Here is an 18641-nt window from a genome sequence, read left to right on the forward strand (position 1 = left end):
TAGAGAGTAGAAGGTCACATGGATCACATACTGTTAAAAAAAGTTAGTTGATTATAGATTTTAACCAAAAAAATAAAATTCATACACCTTACATAAAAAGATATATGTTCATTTTTTATACATGGGATTGGCTTAGTGGGCTACCTTTCGCGTGAAGTGAACGAGAAATCTAAGAATGACCCACCGACTAAATACAGCAAATTAGAGTTACCCATTGAAAGATGCTTATATAAGGCCTTGATAATAAATAGCTATTCTGTATGAACGTAGATAAAATGTAATGGAAAACAGTATGGGGGAAACAAGAATATAAAGTAATGCGGAGCAATGTTAGCCATTGCTAAATACAAAAGAAACCCTATGACTAACATAGAATTTTATGAGATCTATGATTATTTATCATCTTTTTTAAATTTTTCTAGTCCTTCTTGTATGAGTGCTCTTATTGCTTCATTTCGGTTATTATATCTCTTTTCATGCCAGTACTCTTCTATTTCTTCTAATTGCTCCAGTGGGAAGGTAACAAGAACCTGTTTATTCTTACTTTTATCAACTACGATATAAATCCCTCCTTTTAAGTATTATAACCACTAAAACCTATATTGAAACCAGTCTATATATTGGTTATAATGTATATATATTACATATTTTAAATATAGGTTATATAACTAATATAACCAGTATTATGCATATAATATTTATAACAAAAGGGGAATATAGGTCGATGAAGAAGTTCTTAGTAAATTCATTAATGGTATTTGCACTTGCTTTTGTAACCCTGTTCGGAAGCTCAGCAGTTAAAGCTGAAGCAGCCGTAACAAAGAGTGATGATTTAATTATTATTAATAAGCACTACAACAAACTAATCTATTATCATAATGGATATGTTGAGATGATTGAACCAGTAGCTACGGGGAAAAGTTGGGAGAAAACACCTGTAGGACATTTTAAAATCGTGAATAAAATTAAAAATCGTCCATATTATACAGGACATATTCCTGGGGGTGACCCACGTAATCCACTTGGTAAACGTTGGTTGGGTCTAGATGCTGATGAAACAAAAGGCGATACATATGCTATTCACGGTAACGCTAATGAATCAAGTATTGGAAAATATGTGAGTCAAGGATGTGTGAGAATGCATAACGCTTCAATTGAGAAACTTTTTGATAAAGTTAAGGTTGGAACACCTGTTGCAATTACAAATTCACCTAAGAGCTTTCAAGAACTAACAAAAATTTATGGTTATAAGTTTAAAGGTTATAATACTAAATAATATATAAAAAGGCAGCTACTATATTTTTTATAATGGCTGCTTTTTATTTTCGTTCTATCATCTGCATTTGAAAAATTTCTATTTCTTTAATAACTGCTCCTTGAAGATCTTCTTTTAGCATTTCATTTTTGATTATTGGTACGATTGTTTGTGTATGACTTCCTGTAACCCTAGGTACTACTCCGGCCTGGTGAAAAAAGCTCTCCATTTTTTCACTTTTTCAAAGTTAGAGTTCACATTATTTTCTATTGTATAGCTTCGAAATAAGCTACAACTTATTGTCTTCAAATTTCTAATCATTTTTTAAGAATCTTCTAAGTATATGTTAATTTTTCACTGGTATATTACAACAATGACAGAGGATATTTCGGAGGGGTGTTTGATAGAAATCGTATTTGGACCATCTGAATTTAAAGAATGTCAGCATGTTGAAAAGGTAGCTAAAAGGAAAATAACCTGTATCATTTTTAGAGTAATATAAGTCTCTTTAATTTAATCTTCTCCATCTATTTGGTAGCATCAGGATTTTGACAATTTCCAATAGAAAATATAGTGTTACTGAGAAGCGCTGTGACGCCATTAACTTTTGTTTTATTGGGAAATACCCATTATTAGTTGTATGAATTTCAGCATTTATCATCGCAAGTAATAGCAAGGAAGGGAAGCGAAAGGAAGAATGAAATCAAAAGGTATTATAAGAAGAGTAGATAAGTTAGGGCGTGTAGCTCTTCCAGTTGAGATACGAAGCATTTTTAACATTAAAGAGAGAGCTCCTGTAAAAATTCATATAAATGAAGATAAGATTATTTTAAAGAAAAATAGGCATTTGCTCGAATGTATGATAACAGGTGAAATCTCTCTACAAAACAGGTTATATTCAGGTGGAATAGTGTTAAGTACAAGAGGAGCAGAAATTTTATTTCATGCATTAAAAATAACTAATTGAAATAGTGGTAGCAACATTATAATTGCATATCTCATGTTCTAAAAAGACTGAAGCCACATTTACATAAAAAAAGGGAAGGTTTTTAACCTTCTCTTTTTGTTATATAGTCATCTATACTCAGATGATCTTTTTCTTTTCAAATTGGCAATATTCATGTAGAAAAACTAACGGAATAGATACTAATTAATAAACGAAGTCTTTATTTTGTAGATACTATGTAACTACTTCAGTGGGCGTACTAGTCTACTTATAAAATAAAAAGAAAATGTACTGTAGTAGGTGATCGTTAGATGATTACCGAATATGTTATAGGTAGCAACATTATAAATTGTATAACTCAAGTTTTAGAAATACACCTTTGCAATAATTATAATCTCTCAGCCTGTGCTAGTTGCAAAGGTGGCGCTCATTCATTTGTAAAATTCGCTAATATAAAACTTGAATTTTTGAGGAGAGAGAGAATGGGAACATTATTTAATCAAACATCACGAAAAGATTATTTTGATAATGATGCTGTTAAATTTCTTGATACAGTAAAAACTCTTGCAAGAGATCATGGCCTGACAGTTGAAGAGACTTGTCGTATTTTAGAACTATCTATGAAAATTGATGATTATGATCGCAAAGATGAACAATTAGCCGGATTGGGACGATTAATAAAAGATTTAATTGAAGAAATTTCTATGTTAAGAGAAAAGTTATAACATGATAAAGTAGAAAAAACACCTAGAGAGTAAGGTGTTTTTCTAATTAAAGATGGTTAAAACACAGTTAAACTAAAAAAGAGAAGGTTTTACAAAAGAACCGACAATTGAATGCCAGTTCCTTTGTATTGTATAAATGTAGTCATTCTTCATCTTCATAAATAAATAAGCCATTTACAAAGGTCTCGAAATCAGGAGCTAATTCAAATATAAGTGTGTCTGTTCCCCATTCTAAATCCATATAAATTACAGGAGGGCTATCTTTTGTATTCCGATAGTCGAATGCAATCCACCAATGTCCCTCTCCACATAATAGAACAATATCTTTTGGTAACTCCCATTCTTCTATGTAATAATCACTTGATAAAATGCCTTCTTTCCCTATTCCATAAATCTCAGGGACATTTACATGATCGTCTGCCCAATTTGTTGGAACAGAGGTAGGGTAGTCACAATATTTTAAAGAGCCGCCATTCTGCATTTTACATAACTCAATATAGGATTTTGGTAACTTCACACCCAACTTCTTTTCTGCATCATTGACCATTTCTTCTGTTAACTTTTTTGATTGACTGTATCCATCATCCCAAATATCTCTCATTTCCCCAGCCCTTTCAATCAGTACCAACTAAATACTTTTTTCATCTCACATTCGCGGCATTCACGTAAGAAAACGCCACCTTTTAAGGAACTTTTGAAGTAGGATGAATTGCAGTTGTCGCATCTGCCACTGACCTTATTATCAAGACCCAAATCGAAAAAAACAAAGATTAAAAGGTTAATACATATTGTACATGACTAATATGTATTAATCTTTTAATCTTTGTTCAACAAAAGCGCCCGTTTGATGAACTTCCTTAAACATCTATGGACCTAACATCTGAAAACAATATCTAAGCTATCGTTGTAATTATCGGTTGATCCCTTGTAATAATTATGGTGTGCTCATATTGTGCACAAAGACTATTATCGGGCACACATAAAGTCCATCCATCCGAACTTTCAACTGTATACTCTGCTCCAGTTGATAAAAAAGGCTCAACAGTAATAACCATACCTTCTTTCAATATCCGTTTATCATGCTTGTCATAGATAGGTAAAATATCTTCAGGTGTCTCATGTAAAGACCTTCCAATGCCGTGACTGCAAAGATCCATAATTACCTTGTAACCACCTTTTCGGGCTTCATTTTGAATAATTCTTCCGATTTCATTCAATCTCACCCCATGTTTAAGTGAAGAAATAACTTTCATCATAGTATTGTGTGTGTGTTGACAGAGACGCGTTACAGAAGGGTTATATAAAGGGATCTGAAAGGAATGACCTGCATCAGCAAAGTAACCATTTAACTCAGCAGAGACATCAATATTTATTAGGTCACCTTCTTGAATCTTCCGATTCCCCGGTACTCCGTGAGCAACTTCATGGTTAATGCTAATGCATGTGTTACCGGGGAAATTGTAGGTTATCTTTGGTGCAGAGACTGCACCATATCTCCTTAAAAAACGTCCCCCGATTTCATCCAATTCTTTGGTCGTCATTCCGGCACGTGTCTGATTTTTCATTTCACTTATTGTTAAAGCAACGATTTTGCCGATTTCCTTAAGCCCATCAATATCATCCTTACCTCCAACTGTCATATATGAACCCTCCAATTTTTTGATGTTTTCATTTTACCCAAAGTAATGTATCCGATTCTCCATAAGCTGGTTCGATTGCTTAATATTACTTATTACAAAGTTACAAAACTCATACCACTCACCCCCTTAATCATGTTAACGCTCGATCTGAAGATCTCATTACGCCTACATTTGCAACAAACTTATGTTTTTTTATAATATATACTTATTGAACTATATTTATAGTATCTAAATAACGACTCATATATGTATAAGAAAAGAGGATATATTCTCATATATTGAACATATATCCTCTTATTAGTTTAGTCCATTTAAGACCTTATCCGGAAATTCAGTATAGTCATACACTTTGTTAAGCTCGATTTCTTGCTCTTATATTTCTTCCAGGCTGATCACTCTTTTCTATTTGCCTCTTATTAGATTAATCTGCATAAGAGGGACCAAATGTTAAAGCTTAATCATCCCATTTATCTCCATCCGTAATCCATTTATCATTTTGCAAATCATAGCATGTATCATAATCATGAAAACTAAAATAGGCGGGTAACGTAATACTTTTTCCGTCTGCCTTATTCCAACACTCCACAAACCATTCTACAATAGCTTTTGTTTCAGCTTCCGATATTTCTTGGTCGGATTTTTCATAGAACTCCCAAAATTCATCTTCTTTGTCATCAGGTATGCTATACGTTTCAATTTCGTCAAGCAAATCGCAGCTACCTGAAAAAATACTACTGTCATTTCCTTCATAAAAGACTTCGTTTGCATCTTTGTCCATAGAAAACATCCTAAGGGTAATTTCGGATGATTGAACGAAAGCTGTATAGTCTAATAAGTCAGTTTCTTTGTAATAATTGAACTTACATGTTTCTTTTATACGCTCAATTAGGGCATCAGAATGTTGCTGAAGTCCTTCTTTCAGTGAGTTAATATGATTTTCTATTGCAAACAAATTTCTCCACTCCCTATGTTGATTCTTTTTTTTATATGTAAATTAGACGTCTAGCTTGTTTATCTTATCCTTACATAAAGCGAACATCAATTAATTCACTTAGTCTCACTTCATTCTTTAACTCAAATATGCCATTAATGAAAAATGTTCCTTCAGAAAAATAAGGATAAAACCTTTTAATTGTTTACGTGCTTTGAATTTATATATTTTGTATGGCATAATTTTCTAGAGAAAAAGGAGTGAAGAGATGCAGAAAATATTAATTATTGAGGATGATCCCAAAATCGCGGAGCACCTTCAGTCGTATATAGGGAAATATGGCTTTAATGCCATCATCGTGGAGGATTTTGATGATGTTATGGAAGAGTTTCATAAGCAGAAACCAGACCTTGTATTATTGGATATTAATCTTCCTAGCTTTGATGGTTATTACTGGTGCAGGCAAATACGTAAGGAGTCTATATGTCCTGTTATATTTATATCTGCACGAGTAGGAGAGATGGATCAGGTGATGGCACTTGAAAATGGCGGCGATGATTTTATCACAAAGCCGTTTCATCCTGAAATTGTAATGGCGAAAATTCGTAGTCAGCTTCGCCGTGCTTATGGTGAATATGCATCACAGGTACAAGAACGAATTTTAGAGTTACAGGGATTAAAGCTGTTCCCGGAAAGATTGGAACTGTCATTTCGTAATCAAACAATCCTGCTGTCAAAGAAAGAAACAGATATAATTGAAAGTTTACTAGAGCGATACCCTCGTGTTGCCGGTCGCGAAGACTTGCTAGAAAAACTATGGGATGAACAAGTCTATGTAGATGAAAATACGCTAAATGTAAATATAGCAAGGGTAAGAAAAAAATTTGAAGAAGTTGGACTTTCAGGGCTGGTAGAAACAGTGAGAGGTGCTGGCTATCGTCTAATCGTTACCTGGTGAAGGGTTGGAATAAAATGAAATTATTCTTTAGAGAGCATGCTGTTTTAATTGCTGTACAAATTGTACAATTCTTTGTGGTTCTTGCCATCTATTGGCTTGATGGTTATCGTCATCTTCTGCCAGCCTTCTATGCAATCTTTCTCGGTCTATTCTTTCTCGCAAGTTATCTTGCTTACCATTATTTAAGTCGCCGCAAGTTTTATAAGAGATTAACGAACGAACTTTGTTCCCTGGATGATTCCTTTCAAACGACAGAATCCTCCCCAATCTCACAGGCCCTTAATCATTTGCTAAAGGACCAATACAAGCATTATCAAACAAGAATAAAAGAGTTGGAGTCAAAACAGGAAGAACATTTAAAGTTTATGGATCAATGGGTCCATCAGATGAAAACACCCCTTTCTGTCATTGAGCTTATTGCCCAAAATTTAGATGAACCTGATTCTTCGAGTATTCGTGAAGAGACGGACCGAATGAAAACGGGCTTAAACACCATCCTCTACATGGCAAGACTTCGGACCATCGAACAGGACTTTCATATCAAACCTGTAAACTTGTCCAAAATGATTAAGGAAGTAAATGGTGAAAATAAACGATTTTATATTCGGAACCATGTGTATCCCAATGTCTTACAGCATAAGCGAGAAGTGGTCGTAGAGACGGATGAGAAATGGCTGTTCTTTATTCTTTCACAATTGATTAATAATGCAGTGAAGTATTCCAAAGGGAAGAGCAATAGAATTGATATTACCATTTTCGAAAAAGAAGGAGAGGCTGTTTTAGAGGTAAAAGACTTTGGTGTGGGGATTCCTGAAACGGACAAGCGCCGTGTGTTTGACCCCTTTTACACGGGTGAGAATGGAAGGAAATTCAGAGAATCAACAGGCATGGGACTCTATTTAACGAAGGAAGCAGCTCATCATCTTGGTCATCGAATTGAGCTTGAATCCAAGGTGGGGGAAGGGTCAGCATTTCAAGTGATTTTTGAAAAAACGCAAAACCTTACAGGGATGTAAGATAAGTGAAAGGAAAATCGATTTTTTGAGGTTGACATAAAAGATATACTAATCACAAGTAGATTGTATGGAAAGGAGAACTTGTGATGTTAAAAGTGAAACAAGTAAGTAAGATTTATGAAGGGAAAATCGCCTATCGTGCGTTAACAGACATAAATTTAACCATTGATGAGGGGGAGTTTGTAGGAGTTATGGGTCCATCAGGAAGTGGAAAAACAACGCTCCTGAATATGATTGCTACAATTGATGAACCGACAACAGGAGAAATCCTGATCAATGAAAAGAACCCACATATATTAAAAAAAGACGCATTAGCAAAATTTCGCCGTCGCGAATTGGGCTTTGTCTTTCAAGACTTTAATTTACTTCATACCTTAACGGTTGAAGAAAATATTGTCCTGCCACTAACATTGGATGGAAAAAAAGTGAGTGAAATGAAGGAAAAGGCATACAAAATTGCTGAAAAATTAGGGATTACAGGCATTATGAAAAAACGGACGTATGAAATATCAGGCGGACAAGCGCAAAGAGCAGCTGTGGCGAGAGCGATGATTCATACTCCTAAGCTTCTACTAGCAGATGAACCGACAGGAAATCTTGATTCCAAGTCTTCAAAAGATGTGATGGAAATGCTTGAGTCTATTAATAAAAATGAGCAGACAACGATGATGCTTGTAACACATGATGCGCAGGCAGCGAGCTATTGTAACCGGGTCATCTTTATTCGTGATGGTAAGTTCTATTCGGAGATACACCGTGGTGATAATCGTCAGGCCTTTTTCCAAAAAATTATAGATACACTTTCTTTACTGGGAGGGGATGCACATGACCTTTCGACAGTTCGCGTTTAACAACGTTATACGTAATAAAAGGTTATATGCAGCCTATTTTCTTAGCAGTTTATTTACGGTTATGGTCTTTTTTACCTTCTCCATTTTTGCTAATCATCCTGTGTTAAGTGAGGATGATATGAGCTCAAGTGTAACCACAGGAATGAATGCAGCAGCAGGAATTATTTATGTGTTTTCCTTCTTTTTTGTCTTATATTCAATGAGCTCTTTTTTACAGTCTCGGAAAAAAGAGTTTGGTTTACTAATGATGCAAGGTATGTCAATGAAACAAATTCGTTTGATGGTGTTCTTAGAAAATATGCTTATTGGATTTTTAGCAACACTAGGTGGTATACTCCTTGGCCTTGTTTTTGCAAAGGCTATTTTACTACTAGCTGAAAATGTATTGATTATTGAACATGCGCTGTCTTTTTATTTTCCAGTTAAAGCAATTATAATCACTTTTGTCTCCTTTATGATTTTATTTTTCTTTATTTCCTTATTTGTTACGTATGTTCTGCGTAGTAAAAAGTTGATTGAATTAATAAAAGGCAATAAAATTTCAAAGGGTGAGCCAAAAGCGAATCTTTTTTTAACGCTGTTAGCTGTGCTTTTATTAGGAGTAGGATATGGTGGTGCCTTATTAGCAAAAGGAGTAACGGTTGTAGTTGCAATGATCCCAGTTATCGTCGTTGTTTGTATTGGCACCTATCTGTTATTTACGCAATTAAGTGTTTTTATTATTAGAAGATTAAAGAAGAATGAACGTGTTTTTTGGTCTAAAACCAATATGTTGCTGTTTTCGGACCTGGCCTTTCGTATGAAGGATAATGCACGAACTTTTTTCATGGTAGCCATGGTTTCAACAGTCGCATTTTGTGCAATTGGTTCTTTATTCGGATTTCAAACCGTCCTTACATCAAGCATAAAATCTGTAAATGCTAATACGTTTTCTTATAAGACATCTGAAAAAAATGAAGAAAAAAATGTTGCGTTTATCAACCAGACTTTAAAGGAAGAAAAAATTAAGACGGATACAGCGCATACAGTACTGCGATCTTATGAAATCGGTGGGGATACGATTCTTATTGCCAATCAATCTGATTTCAACCAATTTGCTGCACTTATCGGGGAAAAGCCAATTAACTTAAAAGACGGGCAAGTTATGGTTGTGGAATTTAAAGGTACAGACTTCGGACAAAAGAAAGACCTGCTAAGTAAAAAGATTAAACTGAATAAAGGTTCAACTTTAAAACCAAAAGAAGTCATTTACTCAAATGCCTTACCTGCATCAGGTTCATATTATGTTGTGTCAGATGAAGATTATAAACAACTTCCTGAACCAAAGGATCAGCAAAGCTATTATGCTTGGCAAGCAACTGCTGGAAAAGAAAAGATAATGGCTGCCTCCGAAAAGCTATACAAGAAATTGGAAAGATATGAGATTACATCAGTAGATTATGAAATATATGAAATTATGAAAGGCTACGGTCCTATTTTATTTGTCGGACTATTTATTGGGATCGTCTTTTTCGTATCAGCTGGTAGTTTCCTATACTTCCGGCTTTACATGGACTTGGATGAGGATAAACAAAAGTTCAAATCGATATCAAAAATGGGGTTAACTGATAAAGAACTGAAAAGAGTATTAAACAGGCAAACCATGATACTGTTTTTCGCGCCGATAATTGTCGCTCTCATTCATGGGGCTGTAGCCCTTACAGCGTTATCGAACCTGTTCTATTTTAATCTTTTTAAGGAATCCGTTATTGTTCTAAGTGTTTTCTTAGCTATTCAGATTGTTTATTTCTTTATTGTACGCTTTTTCTATACAAAGCAGATTAAGGCATCAATTTAAATTCAATACGGATACAAGAAGAAAGGGTCAGACTTTGTCTGATCCTTTTTTTAAAACATTAATTGATACTAGTAAGCGTTATGACAGTTTCGCTGATACTCCCCAAAATAGGACCTTACAGCAAAGCAATCAGTAGCCGAAATTCTTTTAGCTAAATCAAATATCAAATTAATAAATTTTCTTGCGAAACAATAGCTTTGTTATTTTTAAAATGACAACAAATAAGGTTCTAGATTATAATAAAAACTTCAACAAAAAGAGCAGTGTTGTAAAGATACTGCTCTTTTTGTTGAAGTTTATTGATGACGAAGCTTTTCGATTTCTTCTATAGAAAGACCTGTCAACTTACTTATTACGTTGCTAGCTATACCTTCTTGAATCATTCCAATAGCCATAGCTTTTATTGTTTCTTCTCTACCTTCTTGTTTCCCTTTTTTCTCAGCCCTCTTTAATGCCGACTTTTCATCTAAAAGGGCTTTTCTCCTCGCCTCATAAGCCAGTAAAACTTCTGGATCTTGACTCACACGTTCCCATTCATCCATCGCTTTCTTCAATATCTGATCTTCTTGCATCGCAATCTCCTCCAATACCTGAGTGATTTCTTCATCTTCCGATGCTTCAAGTAATAATAACCATCGTACAAGTTGATCTTCCCGTGGATCTACCTCTCTGTTGCGCCATTTAATTAATAGCTTAGGTAGCTCCATAAAATGAATTTCCAGCATATCGGTTAAGAGTACTTTCTTTTCGCGCTCATATAACTGAAAGGTAGAATGATAATCCATGATATGAGATAAATAACGGAAGTTAACAATGTTGATGGTAATCGTTTTACAAAGCTCTCCATAGTCCATGCCTTCTTTCATTTGACTACTATACATTTTGGACCAGTAATAGAGCGTTCGTTTTTCCATGTCATGCTTATTATTAAGTTGAATTTCAATGTTGACACGGCTTCCATCCTCTAATTGCGCATGTACATCTAAAATCGAGCGTTTATCTTCTTGGTTTTCTTTATTAAAATGAGGATCTAATAACTGAACCGTTTGAATCTTCTTCTCGTCTGGAAAGCGAAGCGCTGCATTTAAAAAGGCAGCTAGAATGGATTCATTTCCATGCGTGCCAAATAGTGATTTAAACGCAAAGTCGACACGTAAATCTAATCGTTTCGTCATAATATCCTCCATCATCTCCATGTTTGATATTAGTATACCATGACTGTATGAGTTCTTTCTATTTCACACTTTATAGCGTAATAAAGTGGTCATCAGGTATCTCCCGTTCTTTATTATTAATAGTAATAGTGAAGAAAAATTAAAAATAAAAGTTTTTCAGTAATTCTGTAAAAAAAACTTATCGAAAATAACATAAATCGCTTTTAGATAAAGCTATATAATTGATAAAAACAATAGCAACTGTAAGTAAATGATCGTTTTAGTATTTTATTTACAATATAAAAGACACTTGCTATACGCAAGTGCCTTTTGCTACGTTGATATTTTTAAAAACCTATTATAAAAATAAATGTTCTTAAAGAAGTGACGTGTTCATGTTGGAAAACACGGTCATCTCTTATTATAGATGAAATCTCTTTAGTAAGCTACTAAAGTACAATAGTAAAGATATTTTTTAGATCACCTTAAGTTAAACTATAACAAAATAGATGGCCTTCTAGATAACTCAATGTTAATCATTAGAAGCTTATAGAAAAGATTTTAGGGTTTATTCACCTTAAAAATGCTTTTTCTTTGCTCCTGTTTAACGCGCTTTAAGCGCAACTCTATTTTTTTATCTAACGTTTTATGTGCACTTTTGATGATTATACATATAAACAGTAAGACCACAGTTATGATTACAGATCGTGGTACGTGGAAGCAGAAGCAAAGTATGGCTACAAGTAGGGATATAGCACAAATAAAATTGATTATCCATTTTCTACTTCTATGAGCTTCAAGGTTTCTTTCAAGCAACTGCTTTTGTCCTTCTTCCCTTTTTATACCTTCTAAATTATTGTGTGTAAGATTCATCGTTGTTTCTCCCCAGGAAAACTAGTTTTGTATAATCTACGTATTAGTTTGTTCCCAAGATGGCGCCTTCTTGGAAAAAATAATCCGTAGTTTTTTCCTTTTTATTATAAATTAAACAATATTAAAAGTTATAACTAATTTTTCATAAAATGTCCAATGAGTGAACCTTCTGTTTGCTAAACAAGAGTAATTTTGAATTTTCTTCCTCTCTTTCAAGGCGATGGCATAGTTGGCTAGCACCTGTACAGAAAGCTTGTTACAATGGTTTATACTTACTTCCTTCATGCATTCATTCACCTTATACGAATTGAACATCAATAAGTTCGTTTAACCTCATTTTGTTTTTTAATTCAAATACTTCATCGATAAAAACAAACAAATTCCCCAGGGAATCAACAAATTGGATGAATCCCTTTTCTGTAATACATTGTCCCTTTTTGTAGTATGTAAGATAAACTTGTTTATTTGTATGTAATGCTTCAATCAATATGAAATTAATTTGTTCCATTTGCTCTTCTGTTAAAAGAGGTTGAGGTACTTCTGCTTGCTTGTTTATGACTTCCTGTAATCCTATGTATTGCTCGGGCATACTCGCAAATGGGCGCCATTTTTTCATTTTTCTATCGTGATGCATGATATATTCCTCCTTTATGCTATGATTTATGACCTCCTATAAGGCCGTTTCGATAACGAGCTGTTGAGTGATCCAGATAGCTTGAAGCCCGTAGCACACTATTTTTCCCATAACGCAGCCGAATTTCATCAATCGTTTTGGCAAGGGCATAGGCTCTTTCACGCTGATCGATATCCTCAAATAAGCTCATTTGCTCCTCTTCCTGAATGCTTATGTTTGATAAGGAAATCCCAATGGAGCGAATCGGCATTCCACTATCAAATGTATGTAAAATGCTTAAACAATAAGGAAAGATATCTTGGCTTAAGTTTGAAGCTCTCCCCATTTTCTTTTGTCTGGAGAAGCCTCCGCCTGCTTGTTTGCTGTATCCAATCGATAAATGGATAGTTTGAGCCACCACTTGATGCATGCGTAAACGAAAGCAAACATCGTCCAATAGTTCCAATAGTAATAATTCCACTTCTTTTCGGCTTGTATAATCTCGAAAGAGAATCTGACTTTTCCCAAAGGAACGGGAACTAGGGATGTACACATCAGAAATACGACTAAAATCAATCCCATTCGCATGTTGGTGAAGTTCTTGTCCCATGATGCCAAATTCTTTTTGTAACATTTCTTTAGAAGAAAGAGCGAGTTCTTTTATGGTATAGATACCTAAACGGTTTAAGCGTCTTTCTGTAGCTGACGAGATCCCCCAGAAATCCTTCATTGGATGAATCGACCATAACTTAAAGGGAATATCCTCATATCGCCAATAAGCAACCCCTGTTGGACTATTCTTGGCCTCATGATCTAAGCTTACCTTAGCCAGTAAGAGATTAGGACCGATTCCTGCGGTAGCTGTCAGTCTTGTTTTGCGATAGATCTCATTAAGTATTCGATGAGCTAGCTCCTCAGGTGTTCGAGCAAACAAATGCAAAGAAGCTGTCGCATCAATAAACAACTCATCAATGCTATACGCATGGAAATCTTCAGGAGCCACATACTGTAACACCAAACTAGAAATATAGTTTGAAGCCTTGATATATCTCTCCATGGATGGATTCACGATATGGATATCTTTCCTTTTAGGAATGTCGAAAAGACGGCTGCCGGTTTTGATCCCTTCTTTCTTTAATAAAGGTGTGGCAGCTAACACAACAGACCCCGACCGTTTGATATCTCCTACAACCGCAAGCTTTGTTTTTAACGGATCTAATCCCCGTATGACAGAAGAAACGGAAGCAAAAAAAGCTTTCATGTCTATGCAAATAATGACTCTGTTTGGTAGCTTCCCATAATCCATTGGAATAACTCCTCAATAAAGAACGTTTGTTCTTTATATTATATGCGAACAAACGTTCTTTATTCAATGGAATATCATCCCTTTTCCCGATTATTACTATTACTTAGTCCTAAACAAAAGAGAGTGATAGCAAGCTACTCACTTTTTTTATAATATATGAAAAAAGTCGTATTATTTACCTTATATTAACTGTAAAATAGAGAGTAGTAATCAAGGTTAACGAGGGTTAATGGAGGTTGTGGGCAAGCTTCTCTCCCTCATAATAGGTCATAATCGAGGCATTCTTAGAAAAGAATACATACTTGTCCAGTTAGTTTCACATAGCCAAGATTAAAGTTTTTCTACTAGTTAATTCTTTTTAATGCCTATATTTTCCTATATGTAATATTAGTACATATAGGAAAAAATAATATGAAAGTGAGGAGGGATGGTGTGCAATTTTATAAGATATTAAGACAAAGGAAAATAAATGAAGACACTTTTTGTAACTTACTTGATATACAAAATTATGATTATATTACTGGAAATAATAAGAATTCCTTTGCAATAAAATATAATCCTGACACCTATAATCAGTTGCTTGATAATAATACGATATTTAAAGAATATACAAGCAGAGCTATCCAACAGTTATTTGTTACAAATCAAAAATTCCTCGCTATGTTAAATTTAAGCGATTTTTTCAACATGAAAATGGTATCTTGCTTGTTTGTTGAAGAGGTTCTGGTGCAAAAACTACTTTCCTGAAACATAAAATGTCAGTTTCCTTTAATTTGCTAGCTTATGAAGCTAATTCAAACAGTTTATGGATGAATTCTTTTTGATTTTGGACAGACTGGTTCCGTGAAGCAAGTTGCCCTTTTTTAATGATATGCATAGCTTCTATTCCAGAAATAATGGATGTAGCTGTATGAAAGGATTTCAACCCTAACATAGGTCTAACTCGTTTTTTAATAAAACGATGATCTTGTTCTACTATGTTATTGAGATATTTTACTTGCCTTATTTGGATGCCTACAGGCATCTTCTTTTCTTTTTTCAACTCTTCAATGGCTATAGGATAAGCTGGATTTTTATCGACAGTTATGACACGAGGCTTTGAAACATGAAGAGACCGCAAAGCTTTCTTGAAGAAACACTTTGCAGCCTTGTGATCTCTTGTTTTACTTAGATAAAAATCAATCGTATTTCCTTTAGAATCAACTGCACGATACAGATACATCCATTGACCTTTTACTTTGATATACGTTTCATCGACTCTCCATGAGTCATTTGTTGGCCTAAGATGACGACGTACCCTTTTATCTAATTCCGGTCCATATTGATGAACCCAACGCATAATCGTTGTGTGAGCCATTGATAAGCCACGTTCCTCCATCATCTCCACTACGTTACGAAAACTCAAGTTGTACCGCAGGTACCATCTTACTGTTAACAAAATAATGTCGGGCTGATAATGTTTCCACTTAAATAAATTTTGCTTTTCCATACTAGTCACGTCCTTTTTTAGAATAGTAGTATCAGTATGTCCAAGATTTAGAGATTACTTGCAAGTGTTTTGAGGTTTTTGCACCAGAACCCTTTTTTATGTTTAACAGAGAAACTTAAATCCATACCTTGATCAAGGAGATATTATTATAATAGAAGAAACTTATAAAAAAACCTTTACGTGTTATGTTTAGTAAAGGTTTTTTCTTATAAAGAATTTAAAATTACTTTAATAGTTATATATATTGTAGAAAAAGCCTTCTATTAATAGATTATTAACGACAAGAGTAAATAAGTTATGTTAACTAGGTACGAATATTTTGAAGCGCTAGAGGTGCCTTAATTATATTCTTATCCCTCTATAGGTGGTATAATATGGATGATTGTATCAGTGAAAGGGGAGAAAAAGATGGACAAACTTGTATTCAAGCAATTTGAAATCGGAAGAGAGTACTTCCTCAAAATCATAGAGGCTGTTTCTAAGGGGCAAACTGATGTACAGCCAGATGGTTTTAACAACACAATTCATTGGCATACAGGTCACGTTTTGACAATTACTGAACAAACTATGTTTGGTTTTCCTCATGCAACAACCCATCTTCCAGCAAATTATATGGAATTGTTCGGAAATGGTACGAAACCAGCCGATTGGACGGGGGATGTACCTACTATGGATGAGCTTAAGATCCAACTAAAAGATCAATTGGCTCGTATTCAGCAAATTCCTGCTGAACAGCTAAACAATAACTTGGAAAAGCCATTTTTGGGATGTAAAACCTTTGGAGAGCTGGCGGGTGTTACACTGATGCATGAAGCAACTCATATGGGACAGATTCAGGCAATGAAGCGAATAATTGAACATGTGGGTGTGAAAAATTAAATTTTTAAAAAATGATATAACAAAGTTATCGGAGATAATAAAGCCTATATATTTTTTATATAGGCTTTAGCAGTTCATCGTTATATTGAAGCCGAAACTTTTTGTTTTCTTCTCAAGTTTAAGAAGCCAGAAGCTGTTAAAACACCTAAAATAACTAAACATGTACCTATTACTTGAGGTAATGTAATAAGGGATCCGGTTAAAATAGAAAGAATCATGGTGACGACTGGAACTAAATTAAAAAATAAAGATGTATTACTTGCGCCAATCGTAGCCATTCCCTTATTCCACCACAGATAGCCTAATACACTTGTAAATAGAGCCATAAAGAGAATAGCTCCCCAAGCTGACCATGTAACGTGAGACAAAGGCTGAGGGCTTGGTGAAAAAGCTGTTAAGACTAAAAGACAAAGAGAACCAACAATCATTGTATAAGTAGTTGTCTCCATTGAAGAACTACCCTTTAAATATTTTCTTCCTAATACACCATATAAAGCCCAACATAAGTTCCCTGTTAAGATTAATAAATCCCCTTTAGAAATCGATAGTGTTAGAATAATTTTTAACGAACCTTGCGTAAGGACAAGAATAACGCCTACTAAAGCAAAGGATATACCCAACATTTGCTGTTTTGTAATGGGATTCTTTAAAATAAAATAAGCAAAAAGTGCAGTTACTAGAGGGTTAGTTCCCATGATGAGAGCCCCGTTTAAAGGTGAAGTGTATTGCATTCCTAAAAAGAAAAAAGCATTGAATCCAAAGATTCCTATGATGCCAAGTAAGATATACATTTTCCAATGGTTCTTAATGGCTTTTGACTTTATTTGTTTTTGTAATCCTAATATAAGAACCATAACGAGTGCAGCAATACCAAATCGCCATGCTGCAGCACTTGCAGGGGAGAAGTAGTGAACAGCATACTTAGCCAAATTGAACGTAGCACCTGTAAATATAGCGAAGCCTATCAACATAAAGTATATTCTACTTTTCATCTTTTAAGTCTCCAATCATTGTTTTGTACGCCTCTAATTTCTCTTTTGTCACGTTCATAACAGTTTCAATCTCTTGTTTTTGCTTCTCTAAAAGAAGTAAGTGTTTGTTTAAAATATCCGCCCTCGTTTGAATCTTTTTTAATTGAATGGCTGCAGAATCAATATTTTCCAGGAGACATCCGTCTTTTAAAAATTCCTGGATATCTTCCAAAGACATCCCTGTTTGTTTTAACATTTTCATAAATTTGAGAAGGCGAATTTCACCTTCCGTATATCTTCTTTTTCCACCTTTTCTTAATGGTGAAGTTAATAACCCAATCTTTTCATAATAACGTAACGTATGAGCTGTGAACCCTGTTTTCGTAGCAACTTCAGATATACTATACATTTCCATTTCCTCCTTTCTTTACATGTTACAACTTAGAGTTAGCTCTAAGTCAACGATTAATTTGCAAACAATAAAAAAAGACTCAGATTTTTCTGAGCCTCTTTGTTTAATTAACATAATGTACGTTATAAAAAGATATCCCCCAACAAGAATATTATTTTACTTTATCGTAACGCTTTGTTAAAAGGTCTTCTAGTTTAACTTTCACTACATTCCATTCATTATTTGTAATGCTATATAGAACTGCATCACGAATACGGCCATTATGTAACATTCTCTCGTTGCGCAAAATTCCTTCCTTTACTCCTCCAATACGTTCAATAGCTCGTTGTGCACCTATATTTTGAATATCCGTTTTAATTTGAACACGTACCATATTTAAATGTTCAAAAGAGTGCTTCAATAATAGAAATTTACACTCCGTATTAATACTCGTTTTTTGAACGGATTTATCATAAAAGGTAGAGCCTACTTCAACTGTCTGGCGATCAAGAGATATATCATATAAACGGGTACTTCCAACAATGGTATTACTAACTCTGTCTATCACTACGAAAGGAAGCTCTGTTTCTTTATCAAAGTTCTTTAATGCCTCTATTACTAGATTCTCCATATCTCCTAAACTATCCATTTTTCTAACCATGTATTTCCATAGGTTTGGATTTCGTTGAACAAGGTTGTAAAGGACCTCTATATCTCCCATATTCATTAATCTCAGCTTTGCCCTCTGCCCAATTAACTCCATAAATTTTCATCTTTCCCTTCTAAATAAATACAGTATGCTCCAT

Annotated in this window: 21 protein-coding genes and 1 pseudogene; 9 read left to right on the forward strand and 13 right to left on the reverse strand. The window is 34.4% G+C overall.

What is annotated here, in order from left to right; translation table 11 throughout:
- The first annotated feature begins 724 nt into the window (after window positions 1-724).
- Window positions 725-1276, forward strand: a complete 552-nt coding sequence (locus tag LIS78_RS29905) for a L,D-transpeptidase (protein WP_155661077.1) — start codon at window positions 725-727, stop codon at window positions 1274-1276.
- A gap of 43 nt (window positions 1277-1319) precedes the next feature.
- Here the strand turns inward: LIS78_RS29905 and LIS78_RS29910 are convergent, their stop codons facing one another.
- Window positions 1320-1484 (reverse strand): hypothetical protein, encoded by a 165-nt coding sequence (locus LIS78_RS29910; RefSeq protein ID WP_155661076.1) that lies wholly within the window; start codon window positions 1482-1484, stop codon window positions 1320-1322.
- A gap of 468 nt (window positions 1485-1952) precedes the next feature.
- Between LIS78_RS29910 and LIS78_RS29915 the strand changes: the two genes are divergently transcribed.
- A complete protein-coding gene (locus tag LIS78_RS29915; RefSeq protein ID WP_252285682.1) occupies window positions 1953-2222 on the forward strand; it encodes an AbrB/MazE/SpoVT family DNA-binding domain-containing protein in 270 nt (89 codons plus the stop codon).
- Window positions 2223-2512: 290 nt separating this feature from the next.
- A complete protein-coding gene (locus LIS78_RS29920; RefSeq protein ID WP_252285683.1) occupies window positions 2513-2926 on the forward strand; it encodes a hypothetical protein in 414 nt (137 codons plus the stop codon).
- A gap of 142 nt (window positions 2927-3068) precedes the next feature.
- Here LIS78_RS29920 and LIS78_RS29925 read toward each other — a convergent pair whose 3' ends face one another.
- The 4 genes and pseudogenes from LIS78_RS29925 to LIS78_RS29935 form a co-directional block, all read right to left on the reverse strand.
- Complete coding sequence (locus tag LIS78_RS29925) at window positions 3069-3527, reverse strand: SMI1/KNR4 family protein (RefSeq protein ID WP_074683308.1); 459 nt, start codon at window positions 3525-3527, stop codon at window positions 3069-3071.
- Window positions 3528-3544: 17 nt separating this feature from the next.
- Window positions 3545-3667 (reverse strand): annotated as a pseudogene (locus tag LIS78_RS31780) (DUF8096 family protein); the annotation flags it as partial.
- Between the two features lie 152 nt (window positions 3668-3819).
- A complete protein-coding gene (gene map, locus LIS78_RS29930) occupies window positions 3820-4566 on the reverse strand; it encodes a type I methionyl aminopeptidase (RefSeq protein ID WP_155661075.1) in 747 nt (248 codons plus the stop codon).
- A 454-nt stretch (window positions 4567-5020) separates the two neighbouring features.
- Entirely contained in the window at window positions 5021-5518 is a 498-nt protein-coding gene (locus LIS78_RS29935) for a hypothetical protein (protein WP_155661074.1), read from the reverse strand.
- Between the two features lie 247 nt (window positions 5519-5765).
- Between LIS78_RS29935 and LIS78_RS29940 the strand changes: the two genes are divergently transcribed.
- The 4 genes from LIS78_RS29940 to LIS78_RS29955 all read left to right on the forward strand — a co-directional run bounded on the left by LIS78_RS29940 (window position 5766) and on the right by LIS78_RS29955 (window position 10159).
- Window positions 5766-6455 carry a response regulator transcription factor gene (locus LIS78_RS29940; protein ID WP_155661073.1) on the forward strand — a complete coding sequence of 230 codons (690 nt, stop codon included), beginning with the start codon at window positions 5766-5768 and terminating at the stop codon, window positions 6453-6455.
- A gap of 14 nt (window positions 6456-6469) precedes the next feature.
- A complete protein-coding gene (locus LIS78_RS29945; RefSeq protein ID WP_155661072.1) occupies window positions 6470-7471 on the forward strand; it encodes a sensor histidine kinase in 1002 nt (333 codons plus the stop codon).
- A gap of 86 nt (window positions 7472-7557) precedes the next feature.
- Complete coding sequence (locus LIS78_RS29950) at window positions 7558-8322, forward strand: ABC transporter ATP-binding protein (protein WP_155661071.1); 765 nt, start codon at window positions 7558-7560, stop codon at window positions 8320-8322.
- A complete protein-coding gene (locus tag LIS78_RS29955; RefSeq protein ID WP_155661070.1) occupies window positions 8297-10159 on the forward strand; it encodes an ABC transporter permease in 1863 nt (620 codons plus the stop codon). The genes LIS78_RS29950 and LIS78_RS29955 overlap by 26 nt, the downstream gene beginning before the upstream one ends.
- A gap of 296 nt (window positions 10160-10455) precedes the next feature.
- Here the strand turns inward: LIS78_RS29955 and LIS78_RS29960 are convergent, their stop codons facing one another.
- The 4 genes from LIS78_RS29960 to LIS78_RS29975 form a co-directional block, all read right to left on the reverse strand.
- Entirely contained in the window at window positions 10456-11334 is an 879-nt protein-coding gene (locus LIS78_RS29960) for an Rpn family recombination-promoting nuclease/putative transposase (protein WP_155661069.1), read from the reverse strand.
- 540 nt (window positions 11335-11874) lie between these two features.
- Window positions 11875-12186, reverse strand: coding sequence for a hypothetical protein (locus tag LIS78_RS29965; RefSeq protein ID WP_155661068.1), 312 nt, complete (start codon window positions 12184-12186; stop codon window positions 11875-11877).
- A 298-nt stretch (window positions 12187-12484) separates the two neighbouring features.
- A complete protein-coding gene (locus LIS78_RS29970; RefSeq protein WP_155661067.1) occupies window positions 12485-12820 on the reverse strand; it encodes a YolD-like family protein in 336 nt (111 codons plus the stop codon).
- Window positions 12821-12839: 19 nt separating this feature from the next.
- Entirely contained in the window at window positions 12840-14105 is a 1266-nt protein-coding gene (locus LIS78_RS29975; RefSeq protein WP_252285652.1) for a Y-family DNA polymerase, read from the reverse strand.
- A 432-nt stretch (window positions 14106-14537) separates the two neighbouring features.
- Between LIS78_RS29975 and LIS78_RS29980 the strand changes: the two genes are divergently transcribed.
- On the forward strand, window positions 14538-14852 hold the full coding sequence (locus tag LIS78_RS29980) for a hypothetical protein (RefSeq protein ID WP_252285653.1): 315 nt from the start codon (window positions 14538-14540) through the stop codon (window positions 14850-14852).
- A 34-nt stretch (window positions 14853-14886) separates the two neighbouring features.
- On the opposite strand, the gene LIS78_RS29985 is transcribed toward LIS78_RS29980, so the two are convergent.
- A complete protein-coding gene (locus LIS78_RS29985) occupies window positions 14887-15594 on the reverse strand; it encodes an IS6 family transposase (RefSeq protein ID WP_252285654.1) in 708 nt (235 codons plus the stop codon).
- Between the two features lie 408 nt (window positions 15595-16002).
- Here LIS78_RS29985 and LIS78_RS29990 point away from each other — a divergent pair, with 408 nt between their 5' ends.
- Window positions 16003-16473, forward strand: a complete 471-nt coding sequence (locus LIS78_RS29990; RefSeq protein ID WP_047752079.1) for a DinB family protein — start codon at window positions 16003-16005, stop codon at window positions 16471-16473.
- An 80-nt stretch (window positions 16474-16553) separates the two neighbouring features.
- Here the strand turns inward: LIS78_RS29990 and LIS78_RS29995 are convergent, their stop codons facing one another.
- The 3 genes from LIS78_RS29995 to LIS78_RS30005 all read right to left on the reverse strand — a co-directional run bounded on the left by LIS78_RS29995 (window position 16554) and on the right by LIS78_RS30005 (window position 18598).
- Window positions 16554-17465, reverse strand: a complete 912-nt coding sequence (locus LIS78_RS29995; protein WP_055991110.1) for a DMT family transporter — start codon at window positions 17463-17465, stop codon at window positions 16554-16556.
- The gene (locus LIS78_RS30000) at window positions 17455-17853 is read right to left on the reverse strand and encodes a MerR family transcriptional regulator (protein ID WP_055991107.1); all 399 of its coding nucleotides are present in this window, start codon (window positions 17851-17853) and stop codon (window positions 17455-17457) included. Before LIS78_RS30000 ends, LIS78_RS29995 begins: the two co-directional genes overlap by 11 nt.
- A 154-nt stretch (window positions 17854-18007) precedes the next feature.
- The gene (locus tag LIS78_RS30005; RefSeq protein ID WP_055991104.1) at window positions 18008-18598 is read right to left on the reverse strand and encodes a GNAT family N-acetyltransferase; all 591 of its coding nucleotides are present in this window, start codon (window positions 18596-18598) and stop codon (window positions 18008-18010) included.
- Window positions 18599-18641: the final 43 nt, after the last annotated feature.

Source organism: Priestia megaterium (assembly GCF_023824195.1).
Taxonomy (GTDB): Bacteria; Bacillota; Bacilli; order Bacillales; family Bacillaceae_H; genus Priestia; species Priestia megaterium_D.

Excerpts from the sequence above, each read along its gene's own strand:
- LIS78_RS29905 (WP_155661077.1), top strand. The coding sequence starts at position 725 with ATGAAGAAGTTCTTAGTAAATTCATTAATGGTATTTGCACTTGCTTTT.
- LIS78_RS29910 (WP_155661076.1), bottom strand. The coding sequence starts at position 1,484 with ATGGAGAGCTTTTTTCACCAGGCCGGAGTAGTACCTAGGGTTACAGGA.
- LIS78_RS29915 (WP_252285682.1), top strand. The coding sequence starts at position 1,953 with ATGAAATCAAAAGGTATTATAAGAAGAGTAGATAAGTTAGGGCGTGTA.
- LIS78_RS29920 (WP_252285683.1), top strand. The coding sequence starts at position 2,513 with ATGATTACCGAATATGTTATAGGTAGCAACATTATAAATTGTATAACT.
- LIS78_RS29925 (WP_074683308.1), bottom strand. The coding sequence starts at position 3,527 with ATGAGAGATATTTGGGATGATGGATACAGTCAATCAAAAAAGTTAACA.
- map (WP_155661075.1), bottom strand. The coding sequence starts at position 4,566 with ATGACAGTTGGAGGTAAGGATGATATTGATGGGCTTAAGGAAATCGGC.
- LIS78_RS29940 (WP_155661073.1), top strand. The coding sequence starts at position 5,766 with ATGCAGAAAATATTAATTATTGAGGATGATCCCAAAATCGCGGAGCAC.
- LIS78_RS29945 (WP_155661072.1), top strand. The coding sequence starts at position 6,470 with ATGAAATTATTCTTTAGAGAGCATGCTGTTTTAATTGCTGTACAAATT.
- LIS78_RS29950 (WP_155661071.1), top strand. The coding sequence starts at position 7,558 with ATGTTAAAAGTGAAACAAGTAAGTAAGATTTATGAAGGGAAAATCGCC.
- LIS78_RS29955 (WP_155661070.1), top strand. The coding sequence starts at position 8,297 with ATGACCTTTCGACAGTTCGCGTTTAACAACGTTATACGTAATAAAAGG.
- LIS78_RS29960 (WP_155661069.1), bottom strand. The coding sequence starts at position 11,334 with ATGACGAAACGATTAGATTTACGTGTCGACTTTGCGTTTAAATCACTA.
- LIS78_RS29965 (WP_155661068.1), bottom strand. The coding sequence starts at position 12,186 with ATGAATCTTACACACAATAATTTAGAAGGTATAAAAAGGGAAGAAGGA.
- LIS78_RS29970 (WP_155661067.1), bottom strand. The coding sequence starts at position 12,820 with ATGCATCACGATAGAAAAATGAAAAAATGGCGCCCATTTGCGAGTATG.
- LIS78_RS29975 (WP_252285652.1), bottom strand. The coding sequence starts at position 14,105 with ATGGATTATGGGAAGCTACCAAACAGAGTCATTATTTGCATAGACATG.
- LIS78_RS29985 (WP_252285654.1), bottom strand. The coding sequence starts at position 15,594 with ATGGAAAAGCAAAATTTATTTAAGTGGAAACATTATCAGCCCGACATT.
- LIS78_RS29990 (WP_047752079.1), top strand. The coding sequence starts at position 16,003 with ATGGACAAACTTGTATTCAAGCAATTTGAAATCGGAAGAGAGTACTTC.
- LIS78_RS29995 (WP_055991110.1), bottom strand. The coding sequence starts at position 17,465 with ATGAAAAGTAGAATATACTTTATGTTGATAGGCTTCGCTATATTTACA.
- LIS78_RS30000 (WP_055991107.1), bottom strand. The coding sequence starts at position 17,853 with ATGTATAGTATATCTGAAGTTGCTACGAAAACAGGGTTCACAGCTCAT.
- LIS78_RS30005 (WP_055991104.1), bottom strand. The coding sequence starts at position 18,598 with ATGGAGTTAATTGGGCAGAGGGCAAAGCTGAGATTAATGAATATGGGA.